At 56.2% G+C, this 16,906-nt stretch carries 12 protein-coding genes; 3 read left to right on the top strand and 9 right to left on the bottom strand.

Going from position 1 to position 16,906, the window contains the following annotated elements; all coding sequences use genetic code 11:
• Positions 1–69 precede the first annotated feature (69 nt).
• Positions 70–1,953 carry a PhoX family phosphatase gene (locus tag Q7C21_RS05580; RefSeq protein WP_375150490.1) on the top strand — a complete coding sequence of 628 codons (1,884 nt, stop codon included), beginning with the start codon at positions 70–72 and terminating at the stop codon, positions 1,951–1,953.
• Between the two features lie 34 nt (positions 1,954–1,987).
• Here the strand turns inward: Q7C21_RS05580 and apaH are convergent, their stop codons facing one another.
• The 6 genes from apaH to lptD are packed head-to-tail and all read right to left on the bottom strand — an operon-like array spanning position 1,988 to position 8,801.
• Positions 1,988–2,845 (bottom strand): bis(5'-nucleosyl)-tetraphosphatase (symmetrical) ApaH, encoded by an 858-nt coding sequence (gene apaH, locus Q7C21_RS05575; protein WP_008925561.1) that lies wholly within the window; start codon positions 2,843–2,845, stop codon positions 1,988–1,990.
• Positions 2,846–2,898: 53 nt separating this feature from the next.
• On the bottom strand, positions 2,899–3,276 hold the full coding sequence (apaG, locus tag Q7C21_RS05570; RefSeq protein WP_003854807.1) for a Co2+/Mg2+ efflux protein ApaG: 378 nt from the start codon (positions 3,274–3,276) through the stop codon (positions 2,899–2,901).
• 3 nt (positions 3,277–3,279) lie between these two features.
• Positions 3,280–4,101: a 16S rRNA (adenine(1518)-N(6)/adenine(1519)-N(6))-dimethyltransferase RsmA gene (gene rsmA / locus Q7C21_RS05565; protein ID WP_003854805.1), complete on the bottom strand. Its 822-nt coding sequence runs from the start codon at positions 4,099–4,101 to the stop codon at positions 3,280–3,282.
• Positions 4,094–5,086 (bottom strand): 4-hydroxythreonine-4-phosphate dehydrogenase PdxA, encoded by a 993-nt coding sequence (gene pdxA / locus Q7C21_RS05560; protein ID WP_003854802.1) that lies wholly within the window; start codon positions 5,084–5,086, stop codon positions 4,094–4,096. The genes rsmA and pdxA overlap by 8 nt, the downstream gene beginning before the upstream one ends.
• Positions 5,076–6,371: a peptidylprolyl isomerase SurA gene (gene surA, locus Q7C21_RS05555; RefSeq protein WP_003854801.1), complete on the bottom strand. Its 1,296-nt coding sequence runs from the start codon at positions 6,369–6,371 to the stop codon at positions 5,076–5,078. Before surA ends, pdxA begins: the two co-directional genes overlap by 11 nt.
• 54 nt (positions 6,372–6,425) lie before the next feature.
• The gene (gene lptD / locus Q7C21_RS05550; protein ID WP_050540837.1) at positions 6,426–8,801 is read right to left on the bottom strand and encodes an LPS assembly protein LptD; all 2,376 of its coding nucleotides are present in this window, start codon (positions 8,799–8,801) and stop codon (positions 6,426–6,428) included.
• A 182-nt stretch (positions 8,802–8,983) separates the two neighbouring features.
• On the opposite strand from lptD, the gene djlA reads away from it, so the two are divergent.
• Positions 8,984–9,793 carry a co-chaperone DjlA gene (djlA, locus tag Q7C21_RS05545; RefSeq protein ID WP_375150489.1) on the top strand — a complete coding sequence of 270 codons (810 nt, stop codon included), beginning with the start codon at positions 8,984–8,986 and terminating at the stop codon, positions 9,791–9,793.
• A gap of 63 nt (positions 9,794–9,856) precedes the next feature.
• Here djlA and rluA read toward each other — a convergent pair whose 3' ends face one another.
• The 3 genes from rluA to polB form a co-directional block, all read right to left on the bottom strand.
• Complete coding sequence (rluA, locus tag Q7C21_RS05540) at positions 9,857–10,510, bottom strand: bifunctional tRNA pseudouridine(32) synthase/23S rRNA pseudouridine(746) synthase RluA (protein ID WP_003854796.1); 654 nt, start codon at positions 10,508–10,510, stop codon at positions 9,857–9,859.
• A gap of 39 nt (positions 10,511–10,549) precedes the next feature.
• The gene (rapA, locus tag Q7C21_RS05535; RefSeq protein WP_003854794.1) at positions 10,550–13,456 is read right to left on the bottom strand and encodes an RNA polymerase-associated protein RapA; all 2,907 of its coding nucleotides are present in this window, start codon (positions 13,454–13,456) and stop codon (positions 10,550–10,552) included.
• A 153-nt stretch (positions 13,457–13,609) separates the two neighbouring features.
• Positions 13,610–15,970 carry a DNA polymerase II gene (gene polB / locus Q7C21_RS05530; protein ID WP_085980562.1) on the bottom strand — a complete coding sequence of 787 codons (2,361 nt, stop codon included), beginning with the start codon at positions 15,968–15,970 and terminating at the stop codon, positions 13,610–13,612.
• A 168-nt stretch (positions 15,971–16,138) separates the two neighbouring features.
• Between polB and Q7C21_RS05525 the strand changes: the two genes are divergently transcribed.
• Positions 16,139–16,903: a DedA family protein gene (locus Q7C21_RS05525; RefSeq protein ID WP_008925565.1), complete on the top strand. Its 765-nt coding sequence runs from the start codon at positions 16,139–16,141 to the stop codon at positions 16,901–16,903.
• Positions 16,904–16,906 lie beyond the last annotated feature (3 nt).

Genomic DNA, 16,906 nt, shown 5'->3' with positions numbered 1-16,906 from the left:
ACCTGGCTGTCATCTCTGTTCATTAGCATTGCTTCTTTTCTGGGATCTTCATGAAGGAAGCAATTAATAATGAAAACCGAACTCTCCGCATTAAGCACTGACCGTCTGCGTGATCCTCTGCGTCGTAAATTCATTGCCGGTTCCGGCGCTCTCGGGCTGACCGGCTTTCTCAGCGGCGGCCTCACAATCTCAGGAAGCGCACTGGCGCAGGAGAAGCCAGCGGGAAGCCCATTGCTGGGCTTTCAGGGGATTGCCGCATCCACCGCCGATGAGATTGTGGTGGCCCCCGGCTATCGCGCAGACGTGCTGATCTCCTGGGGAGATCCGCTGGTGAATGGCGCAGTCGCATTTGATCCGCACGGCAATAACAGCGCGGAAGATCAGGAAAAGCAGTTCGGTGACAACAACGACGGTATGAGCTTCTTCGCCATTAATGACCAGCGTGGCGTCATGGCGATCAACAATGAATATGTGAATGAGCCGACGCTGTTCGCCCACGGCGGCAGCAAAGCGACCAGCCTGGAAGATGTGAAAAAGTCGCAGGCGGCGCACGGCATCTCCATCGTTGAAGTCAAACGGGGTGAGGACAATCGCTGGCAGGTGGTGCGTCCTTCTGAGTTCAACCGCCGTATTACCGCCAATACTCCGATGCGCTTTTCCGGCCCGGCAGCGGGCGATAAAGCGCTGCAGACCGCCGCCGATCCACAGGGAATGCATGTCCTGGGCACTTTTGGCAACTGCGCCAACGGTAAAACGCCGTGGGGAACTTATCTCACCTGTGAAGAGAACTACGACACCTACTTTGGTACCCATCAGGCGGACTTTACGCCAACGCCGCAGCAAAAGCGCTATACCCTGAATGCCGCCGAGCCAGAGCGTAACTGGGCCGACTTTGATCCCCGTTTCGACATCGCCAAAAACCCCAATGAATTTAACCGCCACGGCTGGATTGTCGAAATCGATCCCTTTGATCCTCACTCCGTGCCGGTAAAACGCACTGCAATGGGGCGCTTCAAGCACGAAAATGCCGCCGTTACGGTCGCTAAAACCGGTCAGCTGGTGGTTTACATGGGCGACGATGAGCGCGGCGAGTATATCTATAAATATGTCTCAGACGACAAAGTCATCCCGGATGATGCCAAAGCCAATCACGGACTGCTGGATAAAGGCACGCTCTATGTGGCGCAGTTCAATAGCGATGCGCAGGGCACGCCGCTGAAAGGCACCGGCCGCTGGCTGGCGCTGAAGTGGGGTGAAAATGGACTCACCGCTGAAAAGGGGTTTAACAGTCAGGCCGATATTCTGATTAATGCGCGTGCGGCGGCTGATGTAGTTAACGCCACGCGGATGGACCGGCCGGAGTGGATTGCTGTTAACCCGCATGATGGTCGTGCTTACTGTACGCTGACCAACAATAACAAACGTGGCAATGAAGGCATGCCGGTTAATGCGGCGAATCCGCGTCCTAAAAATATCTACGGCCAGATTATTCGCTGGGATGAAAAGGGCGATGCCACGGCGCAGGCGTTTGAGTGGGATATCTATGCGTTGTGCGGCAATCCGATCGCGCATCCTGAAGGGATCTATCGCGGTACACCTAACATCACCGCTGAAAACACCTTTAACAGTCCCGATGGTCTGGGGTTTGATGCGCACGGGCGGTTATGGATCCTGACCGATGGCAAGTACAGTAACAAAGAGGATTATCAGGGGCAGGGGAACAATCAGATGCTGGTGGGGGATCCGGATAGTGGGGAGATCCGCCGGTTCATGGTTGGCCCCAAATCGTGCGAGCTGACGGGCATCACCTTCACGCCAGATTACAAAACGCTGTTCGTCAATGTGCAGCATCCCGGCGAAGAGGGTGACTCGCACTTTCCCGATAACAGTCCGCGTCCCCGGTCGTCAGTGATCATGATCACCCGCGAAGATGGCGGCATTATCGGCGCATAAGAGAGGATGCTGGCCTTGCCGGCCAGCATCGCCGTTATAGCGCGGGCGGTGCCAGACTTTCGCTGGAGGCCAGCGCTTTTTCGCGATTGGAGGGCTGCACCATATAGCGCTGCGTTTCCCAGTGCAGCAGCGTCAGCGTTCCGCCCCAGCAGCAACCGGTATCCAGACCGATGATTCCCTCAGGCGTCCCTTTGCCTTCCAGCGAGGCCCAGTGACCGAACACAATGGTGTAGTCACGTGCGACCGGACCTGCAATGTTAAACCAGGGTTTTAGCGGAGGAAGGGCAGATTCAGGGGCATCTTTGCAGATCATATCCAGCTGACCATTGGGAAAGCAGTAACGCATGCGGGTCAGCGCGTTGGTGCTGAAGCGCAGACGTGCCAGACCAGTCAGATCTTCACTCCAGTTATTTGGCATGTCGCCATACATCGCATCCAGAAACAGCGGATAACTGTCGCTGGCAAGTACCGCTTCGACTTCACGCGCGCACTTTTTCGCGGTCTCGATATCCCATTGCGGTGTGATACCGGCGTGTCCCATCACCAGCTTTTTCTCTTCATCAACCTGTAACAGCGGCTGACGACGCAGCCAGTTGATCAGCTCATCCGCATCGTCCGCTTCCAGCAACGGTGTCAGGCGATCTTTGGGCTTATTACGGCTGATTCCAGCGTAGACCGCCAGCAGATGTAAATCGTGATTGCCCAGCACCAGACGCACTGCGTCGCCCAGCGATTTTACATAGCGCAGAACCTCAAGTGAGCCCGGACCCCGCGCCACTAAGTCGCCGGTCAGCCACAGGGTATCCTGCTCAGGATTGAAATCAACCTGTTGCAGCAAGGCACGTAATTCGTCGTAGCAACCGTGAACGTCGCCAATCAGGTATGTGCTCATAAGGTTTTATCCATCAGGAAGCTGCCCGACTAAACGGGCAAAAAGCGTATGAATTAATGAATGTGGGTCTGAATGGCGAGGCGGAACACCGGGATCTCGACATGGAAGGTGTCACCCTGTTCGTCGACCATCACATAGTGTCCCTGCATGGTGCCCATCGGTGTTTCGATCACGGCTCCGCTGGTGTACTGAAACTCATTGCCTGGCGCGATAAGCGGTTGTTCACCCACCACGCCTTCGCCCTGAACTTCCGTTTCGCGGCCGTTACCGTTGGTAATCAGCCAGTAACGTCCCAGCAGTTGCACTGAGGAACGGCCCAGATTGCGAATCGTAATGGTATAGGCGAAGACGTAACGATCATCATCCGGTGAGGATTGTGAGGCAACGTACTGGCTTTGCACATGGACGGAGACGCGGGCCGTTTCACTCATGACTTACTCCTGCGATTTTCCCTGATGATTCGCCAGCCAGTTCGCCAGCTGACAATATTGCGCGACGGAGACGTTCTCGGCACGCAGGGTTGGATCTATGGATAACTCCTCCAGCGCGCCGGCAGCCACCATGTGGCTCAGGCTGTTGCGCAGCGTTTTACGACGCTGGCCGAACGCTTCAGTGGTAATACGGCTCAAAATACGCACATCGCTGACCGGATACGGCGGCTCGGCATACGGCACCAGACGCACCACGGCAGAGTCCACTTTCGGTGGCGGCGTAAAGGAGTGCGGAGGCACTTCCAGCACCGGAATGATCTGGCAGTAGTACTGCGCCATTACCGTCAGACGACCGTAGGTTTTATTACCCGGACCGGCGACCAGACGATTAACCACCTCTTTCTGCAGCATGAAGTGCATATCTTTGATCGAACCAGTATAGCTGAAAAGGTGGAACATCAGCGGGGTCGAAATATTGTATGGCAGGTTACCAAATACCCGCAGCGGCTGGCCTCTCTCCTGCGCCAGTGCGGCGAAGTCGAACGTCATGGCATCCTGCTGGAAGATAGTCAGTTTCGGGCCAAGGAACGGATGCGTTTCCAGACGCGCAGCGAGATCGCGGTCCAGTTCTATCACCGTTAATTTATCGAGGCGTTCGCCTACTGGCTCGGTCAAGGCACCCAGGCCTGGGCCGATCTCTACCAGCGCTTCATCGCGCTGCGGATGGATGGCGGAGACAATGCTGTCGATAATGTACTGATCGTTCAGGAAGTTCTGCCCGAAACGTTTACGGGCGTAGTGCCCCTGATGGACGCGATTATTCATTACTGCTCTTGATCATAGTGATGGCGAGGTTAAGCGCCGTGATGAAGCTGCCCGGTTCAGCCTGACCCAGACCGGCGAGTTCAAGCGCGGTGCCGTGGTCAACTGAAGTCCGGATAAAGGGCAGGCCCAGGGTGATATTTACCGCCCGGCCAAACCCCTGAAATTTGAGTACCGGCAGACCCTGGTCGTGATACATCGCCAGCACCGCATCGGCATGTTGCAGATATTTAGGCTGGAAAAGGGTATCCGCAGGCAGCGGGCCGGTCAGTTTAATGCCCTGCTGACGCAGTTCATTAAGTGCTGGTGTGATGGTCTCAATCTCTTCCCGACCCATGTGGCCGCTTTCCCCCGCATGAGGGTTAAGACCACAGACGTAGATATGCGGCTCGGCAATGGCAAACTTCTGCTGCAGATCACGATGAAGAATCGTGATCACTTCATGCAGACAGTCGCGGGTCACCGCAGCGGGGACATCTTTCAGCGGCAGATGGGTAGTAGCCAGCGCGACGCGTAGCTGCTCTGTCGCCAGCATCATGACGACCCGATGCCCACCTGCGCGATCGGCGAAGAATTCAGTATGGCCAGTAAAGGCGATGCCGGCATCATTAATGACGCCTTTATGCACCGGACCGGTAATCAGGGCCGCGAATTCACCGTCGAGACAACCGTCACAGGCGCGCGCCAGCGTGGCCAGCACATAGTCACTGTTGGCGACGCAAAGCTCGCCGGGCGTGACCGTCGCGGCCGTTTCGACTGGCAGGATGGTCAGCGTTCCCGCCTGCTGTGGCTCAGCGGCCACGCCAGGCTGATAGGGACGCAGGGTCAGCGGTAAACCGAGTTGCGCCGCACGCTGCTGCAACAGGGCAGGCGAGGCGCAGACGACCAGTTCAACCGGCCAGGAGTGCTGAGCCAGCTGAACGGTGAGATCGGGACCAATCCCGGCAGGTTCGCCGGGCGTGATCACCACACGGGGATTACTGCGCATTGCCATCCAGAATCTTCACGTAGGCGCTGGCACGTTGTTCCTGCATCCAGGTCTGTGCTTCTTCCGCAAACTTACGGTTAAACAGCATACGGTAAGCACGCTCTTTCTGGGCCGCATCGGTTTTGTCCACCTGACGGGTATCCAGCAACTGAATCAGATGCCAGCCGAAAGAGGAGTGAACCGGCTGGCTGGTCTGGCCTTTTTTCAGGCGCAGCAGCGCGTCACGGAAGGCCGGATCAAAGACTTCCGGAGAGGTCCAGCCAAGATCGCCGCCCTGGTTCGCTGAACCCGGATCATCAGAGTACTGCTTAGCCGCCGCCGCGAAGGTGGTTTTACCACTGCGGATATCGTTAGCAATCTGCTCCAGCTGTGCGCGTGCCTGCTCATCTGTCAGGATTGGCGATGGCTTCAGCAGAATGTGACGTGAATGAACTTCAGTGACTGAGACATTTTTGTTCTCGCCACGCAGATCGTTCACTTTCAGGATGTGGAAGCCCACACCCGAGCGAATCGGACCGACGATATCGCCTTTTTTGGCGCTCGACAGGGCCTGAGCAAACAGGGTCGGTAACTCTTCGATTTTACCCCAGCCCATGTTGCCGCCTTTCAGCGCCTGCGAATCGGCAGAGTAGGTCACGGCCATTTTGCCGAAGTCAGCGCCATTTTTCAGTTCGCCAACCAGCTGTTTCGCCAGCGTTTCCTGCTCATCAACCTGCTGTTGTGTCGGGTTTTCCGGCAGTGGCAGCAGAATATGGCTGACGTTCAGTTCGGTGCCCTGACTGTTCTGAGAGCCAATCTGTTTCGCCAGCGTATCGACTTCCTGCGGCAGAATCGTGATGCGACGACGCACTTCGTTGTTGCGCACTTCAGCAATGGTCATCTCTTTACGAATCTGAGAACGATAAACGCTGTAGTTCATGCCGTCATAAGCCAGACGGCTGCGCAGCTGATCAAGGCTCATCTTATTCTGCGCCGCGATGTTCTGAATCGCCTGGTCCAGCTGCTCATCGCTGATCTGAACCCCGGCTTTATCACCCATCTGCAGAATGATGTTATCCATGATCTGACGTTCCAGAATCTGATGGCGCAACGTTTTATCATCCGGCAACTGCTGACCAGCCTGCTGGGCCTGAGATTTAACGGTGCTCATCATGCCATCCACGTCACTCTCAAGAACCACGCCGTTATTGACCACGGCTGCAACTTTATCAACGACTTGTGGTGCTGCGAACGCGGTGTTAGCACTGATTGCCACACCAAGAATCAGCATTCTCCAGTTCTTCATACTTTATCCATTGTTGGTTCCGCACTGCGGGATTGCCTGTCAAACATCACAACATCAGAAAGCAGGCTGGTAAGGGATAATGCCCTGACGCAGCATATCGTTGGTGCCTAAGCCATAGTTAGGACTCAGACCACGCAGCTCAATGTTGAATGAGATTTGGTTGTCGTACTTACTGTCGTCGTTTTCCCAACCGTTAATTTTGCGCTCGTAACCGACCCGGAGAGCGTAACAGCATGAGCTGTATTGCAGGCCAACCAGCTGCGACGCCGGACGCTTGTTGCGGGTATCGTAGTAGTAAGCACCTACCACAGACCATGCATCGGCAATCGGCCAGCTGGCCGTGGTGCCCACCTGTGAAATCCCATTTTTGTAGATAGGATTGGTCACCAGGTTGCTGTCATTTAACGCTGCCGCGATATATTCCGGGCTGCTGTAGCGGTAGCTCAACTGCACCATACGGTCGGCATCACGACGGTACTCCAGAACAGTATTGCCCTGGGAGACGTTGTCGAGTTTGGTGTCATATTGCAGCCCGCCCCGAACACCCCAGCGATCGCTGATTTTCCAGTATGTATCGCCAGCCCAAATCAGACTGCCGGTATCATCTTCTTTATTGGTTTGATTCACACCAGTACGAGAAGGGGTAAACGAGTAGATTTGACCCACAGAAACGTTAAAACGTTCAACCAGATCGTTATCATAAATACGCGAGGTAACACCGGTTGCCACTTCATTGGCTGAAGCGATGCGATCCAGGCCGCTATAGGTACGATCGCGGAACAGACCGGTGTAGTCGGTTTGCAGCAGCGTAGAGTCGTACGGATAGATATTGCTTTGGTCGCGGTAAGGGATATAAAGATACTGCACGCGTGGTTCCAGCGTCTGGGTATAACCCACTGCGGAGTCCATATCGCGGTCAAACACCAGCCGGCCATCCACTTTAAACTGCGGCAGGGTGCGGTTTACCGATTCATCCAGTTCGCCGCTATTGCTTCCTCTGAAGCCATTGGCCGTATTGTTATAATAATCAACGTCAGTCTGCTGATAGTGGGTCGCCAGGAACTTCGCTTCGGTATCCAGGCTGGCCCAGCCGTTGGAGAGCGGCAGGTTCAGGGTTGGCTCAACGTGTAAACGGGTCGCTTCAGGAAGACGACTGTTGACGTTGGTGAATTTCACCGCCTGAGCATAAACCCGGCCATCAAACGGCCCGATATCATTCTGATAAAGGTTAACATCCAGCTGCGGCATGGCGCGGTAGACGTTATTGCTGGTGGTACTGCCAAACACCTGGAAATCTTTGGCCGAGAGTGTGGCGTCCCAGTTGGTGTCCGCATAACCAACGCTGAATTTCTGCGTGGCGTAGTTGTCGGTGGAGCTGTAGTACTTCGAGTCGAGATCGTTGAAGTAATACTGATCGCTGACTTTGGTGTAGTTGGCGTTGAAACGCCAGTGCTGTTCATAGACACCGGCATGCTGCCAGTAGAACAACCAGCGGTCGGAGCTGGAATCCTCGGCGATGCCACGAAGTGCTTTGTCGTTATCGTACTGTTTATCGGAGCCAAGGTAGTCGAATTCTACCAGGCCGGCACCCAGCGTCGTCAGATAACGGAATTCGTTTTCAAATTTCATGCCGCGCTTACTGATGTAGTGCGGCGTGATGGTCGCATCGGCCTGCGGCGCAATGTTCCAGTAATAAGGCAGCACGAACTCAAAGCCGTTGTTGCTGCCAAATTTTGCATTCGGGATCAGGAAACCGGATCGACGACGATCGCCAATCGGTAACTGCAGATAGGGACTGTAGAACACCGGAACCGGACCCAGCTTAAAGCGGGCGTTCCAGATCTCCGCCACTTCCTCTTCGCGATCCTGGATGACTTGTGAACCGACCACGCTCCAGCTGTTGGAACCGGGCAGACAGGACGTAAAGGTGCCGTTCTCCAGAATGGTGTAGCGGTTATCGCCGCGCAGCTTCATCTGGTCGGCGGTGCCGCGTCCCTGACGATCCACCATCTGATAATCACCGTTCCAGACGTTGGTATCTTTGCTGTTGAGGTTTGACCAGGCTTTCGGACCTTTCAGGATGACCTGGTTGTCATCGTAGTGCACATTACCCAGGGCATCGACGGTACGCACTGGCGCCGTCTGGCCTTCCTGCTGACGCTGATGAAGCTGAACTTCATCCGCCTGCATACGGCTGTTGCCCTGCTCAATATTCACATTGCCGGTAAAGACCGCATCATTGGGATAGTTCCCTTTGGCGGCGTCGGAGTGAATAGTGACAGGCAGCTGGTTGGTATCACCGTTGACCAGCGGGCGGTTATAACTCGGCACGCCTAACATACACTGCGACATCAAATCGTCGGCAAAGGCTTGCTGGCTAATGGCTGCGCCGATCAGTGTGGCCAGCAGGGTAGGTATATGTTTTTTCATACGCGGTATCGAGAATTCCATGAAAACTGGCATCATGCCGACAATCGGGTCAGAGACTAACTTACTGCCCGGCGTTGCGCCAGTGTTAATCCTGGTCTGTCAGCGTTGCCGTTAGGCGCTGAGATAAATGACAGGTATGATAATGCAATTTTCAGCCGCAAGCATGGCGAATTGAGGAGTTTATGCGCTACTGGGGAAAAGTTATGGGTCTGGCGGTGGGATTACTTTCCGGCGCAGGCTTTTGGGGTATTGTGGTCGGTTTGATCATTGGCCATATGATTGACAAAGTACGTGGCGCACAAGGCAAGGCTTACTTCTCAAATAATCAGACCCGGCAGACGCTGTTTTTCAGCACCACCTTTCAGGTGATGGGCCATCTGACCAAGTCAAAAGGGCGGGTTACGGAAGCGGATATCCAGATTGCTTCGCTGCTCATGGAGCGGATGCAGCTGCACGGTGACTCACGCACGGCTGCTCAGCGGGCGTTCCGCGAAGGTAAGCAGGCGGATTACCCGTTGCGCAGCAAGCTGCGAGAACTGCGCAGCGCCTGTTTTGGCCGGTTCGACCTGATTCGGATGTTCCTGGAGATTCAGATCCAGGCCGCCTTTGCCGACGGCTCACTGCACCCCAATGAGCGACAGGTACTCTACGTGATTGCCGAAGAGCTGGGCATTTCGCGTGGTCAGTTCGATCAGTTCCTGCGCATGATGGAGGGCGGCCAGCAGTTTGGCGGCGGGCAGCGCAGTTCAGGCGGCTTTCAGCAGGCGCAACGTGGTCCAACGCTGGAAGATGCCTGTAGCGTTTTGGGCGTGAAGAGCAGTGATGACGCCACCACGATTAAACGTGCTTACCGCAAGCTCATGAGTGAGCATCATCCTGATAAGCTGGTGGCGAAAGGGTTACCGCCAGAGATGATGGAGATGGCGAAGCAGAAAGCGCAGGAAATCCAGGCGGCTTACGATCTGATTCGCAAAGAGAAAGGCTTCAAGTAATGCGTCGCTCCTGTGGCCTCTTCTGCAACAGAGGAGGCCACGGCGACAGTCCTGCCGTAAACCTTAAAAGTCGGCGGGCTGACGAAACGTCATGGCATTACCAAATGCCGGATGGGTAATGGTGAGTGACTCCGCATGCAGCAGTAAACGGGGCGCCATCGCTTTGGCCTCCGGATGTGCATAGAAGTTGTCCCCCAGAATCGGGTGGCCCAGCGCCAGCATATGCACCCTTAGCTGGTGTGAGCGGCCAGTAATCGGCTTAAGCGAAATCCGCGTACTGTTGTCCGCCCGATACTCCAGCACCTGATATTCTGTCTGTGCGGCTTTGCCGTTCTCGAAGCAGACCATCTGCTTTGGACGATTTGGCCAGTCGCAGATCAGCGGCAGATCAACCAGCCCCTCTTCCTTCTCCGGATGACCCCAGATGCAGGCCACATACGTTTTGGAAGGCTCCCGCTCGCGGAATTGTCGTTTCAGCTCACGCTCCGCCGCCTTGGTCAGCGCCACGACCATCACGCCACTGGTCGCCATGTCCAGTCGATGAACAGATTCCGCCTGCGGGAAATCACGCTGTATCCGCGTCATCACGCTATCTTTGTGCTCATCCAGACGACCGGGTACCGAGAGCAGACCGCTGGGTTTGTTCACCACCATGATATGCGCATCCTGATAAAGGATGTGCAGCCAGGGTTCACGCGGTGGGTTGTAAGGTTCCATGGGGCTTTCCAAAAATAAGGGGCCATGCGGCCCCTGAGCTTACTGGTGTGTCACCACAATCAGGCGCAGCGCGTCAAGACGCCAGTTGGCCTCATCCAGACTTTGCAGCACCTGTTCACGATTGCTTTCCAGCGCCTCAACTTCGTCGTCGCGGATGTTCGGGTTGACGGCTTTCAGCGCGTTAAGACGCGAAAGCTCGGCACCCAGCTTCTCATTCGCCTCGGTCCGTGCCGCCTCAATCACGGCACGCGCTTCGCTGACGACGCTCTCTTCGGCCTGAGTCAGAATCGCATGGACATCCTGCTGCACCGCATTCACCAGTTTACTGGCGGTGTGACGGTTAACGGCATTCAACTGACGGTTAAAGCTTTCGAACTCCACTTTGCCTGCCAGGTTAGTGCCTTTCGTATCCATCAGCAGACGGATTGGCGTTGGCGGCAGGAAGCGGGTCAGTTGCAGATGCTTCGGTGCCTGGGCTTCAACCACATAGATCAGCTCGACCAGCAGCGTCCCCACCGGCAGCGCCTTGTTCTTCAGCAGTGACAGGGCGCTGCTGCCGGTGTCGCCCGACAGAATCAGATCCAGTCCGTTGCGAATCAGCGGATGCTCCCAGGTAATGAACTGAGTATCTTCACGTGACAGCGCCTGATCGCGGTTAAAGGTGATGGTGCAGCCATCTTCCGGCAGGCCAGGGAAATCGGGCACCAGCATGTGATCGGAAGGGGTCAGCACAATGAGGTTATCGCTGCGATCTTCCTGATTGATACCGACAATATCAAACAGGTTAAGCGCGAAGTTCACCAGGCCGGTGTCGTTATCCTGCTCGCTGATAGCGTTAGCCAGCAATTGAGCCGATTCACCGCCGTTTGAATTCAGCTCCAGCAGGCGATCGCGACCCTGTTCCAGCTGCAGTTTCAGCGCGTCATGCTGTTTGCGGCAGTCGGTGATAAAGGCATCAAAGCCTTCGCTGTTTTCCGGTGCGGCCAGATAGCCGATGAGCTGCGAATGGACGCTGTCATAGATTGTCCGGCCGGTCGGACAGGTGTGTTCAAACGCATCCAGTCCTTCGTGATACCAGCGCAGCAGCACGGCCTGTGCGGTCTGCTCCAGCCACGGCACCAGAATCTGAATATCGTGTGCCTGACCGATACGATCCAGACGACCTATACGCTGCTCCAGCAGGTCCGGGTTAAACGGCAGATCGAACATCACCAGACGGCTGGCAAACTGGAAATTACGGCCTTCTGAACCAATCTCAGAGCACAACAGCACCTGCGCGCCATTCTCTTCTGAGGCGAACCAGGCGGCAGCACGGTCACGTTCAATGATCGACAGACCTTCGTGGAACACCGCTGCACGAATACCTTCGCGCTCGCGCAGTACCTGCTCCAGCTGCAGCGCGGTGGCCGCTTTGGCGCAGATCACCAGCACTTTCTCTTTACGGTTAGTGGTGAGATAGCCCATCAGCCATTCCACGCGCGGATCGAAGTTCCACCAGGTGCCGCTGTCGCCTTCAAATTCCTGATAAATCTGCTCCGGATAGAGCAGGTCGCGCGCCCGCTCTTCTGCGCTTTTGCGCGCGCCCATAATGCCGGAGACTTTAATTGCCGTCTGATACTGCGCAGGCAGCGGCAGGCGGATCTGATGCAGTTCGCGTTTCGGGAAGCCTTTAACCCCATTACGGGTGTTACGGAACAGCACGCGGCTGGTGCCGTGGCGATCCATCAGCATGGAGATCAGTTCCTGACGCGCTTCCAGCTTGCCTTCGCGGTCGCTGTTGGCAACCTGCAGCAGCGGCTCGATGTCCTGCTCGCCGACCAGATCGTTGATCCGGTTCATCTCCGCCTGGGAGATCGCTTTATCCGCCAGCAGCGCGGTAACGGCATCGGCGATGGGGCGGAAATGCTGCTGCTCTTCAACAAAGGCGGCAAAGTCATGGAAACGGTCCGGGTCGAGCAGGCGCAGACGGGCGAAGTGACTCTCCATGCCCAGCTGCTCTGGCGTCGCGGTCAGCAGCAGAACCCCGGCAGTTTTTTCAGCCAGCTGTTCAATAACCTGATATTCACGGCTTGGCTCGCCTTCTGACCAGGCCAGATGGTGCGCTTCATCGACCACCAGCAGATCCCATTCGGCATCGGCCAGCATTTCAAGACGCTGTTTGTTGCGACGCACGAAGTCGAGTGAGCAGATAATCAGCTGCTCAGTTTCAAACGGATTGTCGCTGTCGTGTTGCGCTTCGGTGTAGCGGTCGTCGTCAAACAGCGCAAAGCGCAGGTTGAAGCGGCGCAGCATCTCAACAAGCCATTGATGCTGCAGGGTTTCAGGCACCACGATAAGTACGCGCTCGGCACGGCCAGCCAGCAGTTGCTGCTGGATGATCATCCCGGCTTCAATGGTTTTACCCAGGCCAACTTCATCGGCCAGCAGCACGCGCGGCGCATGGCGGCGGCCCACATCATGGGCGATGTGCAACTGGTGAGGGATCAGGTTAGTACGCATACCGCGTAAGCCGCTAATCGGCAGGCGGTATTGCTCACTCTGGTATTTACGGGCGCGGAAGCGCAGGGCAAAACGGTCCATCCGGTCGAGCTGGCCGGCAAACAGACGATCCTGCGGCTTACTGAATACCAGCTTGCTGTCGAGCATCACTTCGCGCAGCATCACGTCGCTTTCTTCGGTATCCAGACGGGTACCGATATAGGTCATCAGGTCATTTTCGTTGCGTACTTCATCAACGCGCATCTGCCAGCCTTCGTGGCTGGTGATGGTATCACCCGGATTAAAGATGACGCGGGTAACCGGCGAATCGTTGCGGGCGTAAAGGCGGTTTTCTCCCGTAGCGGGGAACAGCAGGGTGATCATACGTGTATCGATCGCCACCACGGTGCCCAGTCCCAGTTCACTTTCCGTATCACTAATCCAGCGCTGACCTAATGTAAAAACCATATATTGTTTGCTCGAATTTTAACGTTTTTAAAGGTGTTCCCAAAGCTCAGGCAATAGCGCTACCACCAGACAACAAGGTCTGGAGCGGGCTTTAAGAGCGGTGAGTTTCAGGAAGGGCGCTATGGTACTGGATGGCAGGGCATTCGTCACCTGTCAAAAAAGCCCCAGTTGCCCGGTAATAAGTGTAGCAAAGTCCCCTTCGACAAAGGGCAGAATCCCCTCCGCGACCGGTTGAAGTTGCTTCGTAACGTAGTGGTCGTAATCCAGCGGCGTACTGCGTGCCTCCAGTGGCTCGGGGCCTGCCGTGGCAATGACGTAACGAATCCGGCCTCCATTCTGATACTGCAATGGCCGGTTTAATTTACGATTCTGCTCATCCGCCAGCCTGGCGGCACGCACGTGCGGGGGCACGTTTCGTTCATATTCTTTTAACGGACGTCGCAGACGCTTTTTGTAGATCAGCTGATCGTCGAGTTCACCCGCCAGCAGCTGCGCGACGGTGGTGCGAATGTAATCCTGCCACGGCTCACGGTGGAAGATACGGTGGTAGAGCTGCTGCTGAAATGCTTTTGCCAGTGGCGTCCAGTCCGTTCGCACCGACTCCAGCCCCTTGAAAACCATGCGTTCACCGGCGGCGTCACGAATCAGTCCGGCATAGCGTTTCTTGCTGCCCTGTTCCGCGCCGCGAATGGTCGGCATCAGAAAACGACAAAAATGATTTTCATACTCCAGCTCGAGTGCGCTGGTCAGCCCGTGGGTCTGCTGCAGGTGGTCGCGCCACCAGGCATTCACTTTCTGCACCAGTTGCTGACCAATCGCGGCGGCCTGCTCTTCACTGTGGGCGGACTTCAGCCAGACAAAAGTGGAGTCGGTGTCGCCATAGATCACGTCATAGCCTTCCGCCTCGATCAGCGCGCGTGTCTGCTGCATGATGGCGTGACCGCGCAGGGTAATTGAGGAGGCGAGGCGCGGATCAAAGAAACGGCAGGCGCTGGTGCCCAGCACACCGTAAAAGGCATTCATGATAATCTTTAGCGCCTGAGACAGCGGCTGGTTTTTCTGCTTTTTCGCCGCTTCACGCCCCAGCCAGATCTGCTCGACGATCGCAGGCAGGCAGTGAGTGTGCCGGGAGAAACGCGCTTCGCGAAAACCTTCGATTGAATCGGCATCATCAGGATGAGCCAGTCCTTCTACCAGACCCACCGGGTCGATCAGGAAGGTGCGGATAATCGACGGATAGAGACTTTTATAATCCAGCACCAGCACCGAGTCATACAGACCAGGGCGCGAATCCATCACATAGCCGCCCGGACTGGCTTCCGGCGCCACATCACCCAGGTTCGGTGCGACAAATCCCGCGCGATGCATCCGGGGAATATAAAGATGACCAAAGGCGGCCACCGAACCGCCGTGGCGATCGACTGCCAGGCCATTCACCGCCGCGCGTTCCAGCAGAAACGGCATTATCGCCGTTTTATGAAAAATGCGCGTCACCAGCTCGCAGTCTTTGAGGTTGTAGCGTGCCAGCGCCGGTTTATCGTTGGCAAAACGCCAGTTGATCTCCTCCATGCGCTGCCAGGGATTATCGATTGCTTTACCTTCACCCAGCAGTTGTTGCGATACCGACTCCAGGCTGAATGAGGGAAAATCCCAGAACGCTGATTTCAGCGCGTCAATGCCATCAATAATCAACCGCCCGCTGGCCTGCGCAAAATAAACGCCGGGCTTAAAGCCATGTTCACGCCACTCCAGCGCGGCCTGCTGGCGACCAAGACGAAGTGGAATGCCGTAACGATCGGCATGCTTTTGCAACACCCGCAGGTCAAACTGCACCACGTTCCAGCCAATCAACACATCCGGATCGTGATCTGCAAACCACTGGTTCAGCGCTTCAAGCAGCTGTGGTCGGCTGTCGAGATAGATCAGCTCGAAATCCAGCGTGCTGGCATCACCGTTGGCCGGGCCGAGCATATAAACCTGACGCTGACCGCAGCCCTCCAGCCCGATGCAGTAGAGCTCGCCATGCTGTGTGGTTTCAATATCCAGCGAGACCCACTTCAGTGGCGGGCGATAGTCGGGATGGGGTTTGAGCCGCGCATTGACCACGCTATCACCGCGCTGCTCGCCCTCAAACCAGACCGGCGCGGTAATAAAACGCTCCATCAGGTAGCGCTCCGGCGGGCGAATATCCGCTTCATACACCGGAATGCCCTGTTCACGCAGCCGTTTTTCAATGCGCTGCAGCTGACGATGCTGCGGGCAGTAGAGGCCAAAAACCGGGCGGCGGCGGAAATCTTTCAGCGCCAGCGACTGAATCCGAAACTGACGTTCATCTTTGAGGAGCTCGCTGACCTGCGCCTGAAATTCTTCGGGAATAAACGCGACAGACTCCTGCACGGGCAGCACCACGCGCTGCGCACCGGCATCAGTGGCGAGCCAGAGGATAATTTCGGTGCCATGCGGGCTGTCGCGCCAGTGGCGGGTGAGCAGAAAACCTGCGCGGGGCATATTCAGATGTTCTCCGGACTCAGTATTTCAGGGGTGAGAAAACGGCTTAAGTATACCATGGATATTTATACAGTTCTCGTCACCGGTTTTGTCAACATTGTCCTACAATTCTTGCCTTGACGCTGTGTGGCTGGCTCTGGACAATCCAGCCTTCTGCTTTTACTTAGGATGATTATGGAAGCCTGGATTCAACAACTGATTACGCAGTCTCTGGAATGGGCTCTGTTTGCCGTTGCGCTGGTGACGTTTCTGGAGTCGCTGGCGCTGGTCGGCCTGTTGCTGCCAGGTACAGTGATGATGGCTAGCCTGGGCGCGCTGATCGGCAGTGGCGAGCTGGGCCTTTACCCGGCCTGGGCCGCGGGTTTTGCGGGCTGCCTGATTGGTGACTGGGTTTCTTACGGTATCGGCTGGAAATTCCAGGGGCCGCTGCACCGCTGGAAGTATCTGCAAAAGTACAAAGGCCTGCTGGATAAAACCGAGCACGCCCTGCATCAGCACAGCATGTTTACGATTCTGGTCGGGCGCTTTGTGGGACCTACGCGTCCGCTGATCCCGCTGGCGGCCGGTATGCTGGAGCTGCCGGTGCGTAAATTTCTGCCGCCGAACATTATCGGCTGCATCCTCTGGCCACCGCTCTATCTGCTGCCTGGTATTCTGGCAGGCGTGGCGATCGATGTGCCGAAAGCCGCGCAGGGCGGCAGCTTTAAATGGCTGTTACTTGGCGCAGCACTGCTGATATGGCTCGGGGGCTGGTTATGCTGGCGCTGGTGGCGCAGTGGCAAGAGTCGTGACTGGGCGACTGCCTGGCTGCCGCCGGAGCGTTTGCGCTGGGCAGGTCCGCTAGGGCTGGTGATCGCCGTCGCAGCGTTTGTCGGCATTCAGTTCCATCCGATGATGCCGATTTTCCGTCATCTGCTGTGGCAGGTTTTCTTCGCGTAACGC

The organism is Pantoea sp. ANP04, assembly GCF_041982285.1.
In the GTDB taxonomy this organism is placed as follows: domain Bacteria; phylum Pseudomonadota; class Gammaproteobacteria; order Enterobacterales; family Enterobacteriaceae; genus Pantoea; species Pantoea eucalypti.
Note: the sequence above shows the minus strand (reverse complement) of the source record. Positions and strands in the feature narration are given on the sequence as shown.

Excerpts from the sequence above, each read along its gene's own strand:
- surA (WP_003854801.1), bottom strand. The coding sequence starts at position 6,371 with ATGAAGAACTGGAGAATGCTGATTCTTGGTGTGGCAATCAGTGCTAAC.
- apaG (WP_003854807.1), bottom strand. The coding sequence starts at position 3,276 with ATGAGTGAAACGGCCCGCGTCTCCGTCCATGTGCAAAGCCAGTACGTT.
- pdxA (WP_003854802.1), bottom strand. The coding sequence starts at position 5,086 with ATGCGCAGTAATCCCCGTGTGGTGATCACGCCCGGCGAACCTGCCGGG.
- apaH (WP_008925561.1), bottom strand. The coding sequence starts at position 2,845 with ATGAGCACATACCTGATTGGCGACGTTCACGGTTGCTACGACGAATTA.
- rluA (WP_003854796.1), bottom strand. The coding sequence starts at position 10,510 with ATGGAACCTTACAACCCACCGCGTGAACCCTGGCTGCACATCCTTTAT.
- lptD (WP_050540837.1), bottom strand. The coding sequence starts at position 8,801 with ATGAAAAAACATATACCTACCCTGCTGGCCACACTGATCGGCGCAGCC.
- Q7C21_RS05580 (WP_375150490.1), top strand. The coding sequence starts at position 70 with ATGAAAACCGAACTCTCCGCATTAAGCACTGACCGTCTGCGTGATCCT.
- djlA (WP_375150489.1), top strand. The coding sequence starts at position 8,984 with ATGCGCTACTGGGGAAAAGTTATGGGTCTGGCGGTGGGATTACTTTCC.
- rsmA (WP_003854805.1), bottom strand. The coding sequence starts at position 4,101 with ATGAATAATCGCGTCCATCAGGGGCACTACGCCCGTAAACGTTTCGGG.
- Q7C21_RS05525 (WP_008925565.1), top strand. The coding sequence starts at position 16,139 with ATGGAAGCCTGGATTCAACAACTGATTACGCAGTCTCTGGAATGGGCT.
- rapA (WP_003854794.1), bottom strand. The coding sequence starts at position 13,456 with ATGGTTTTTACATTAGGTCAGCGCTGGATTAGTGATACGGAAAGTGAA.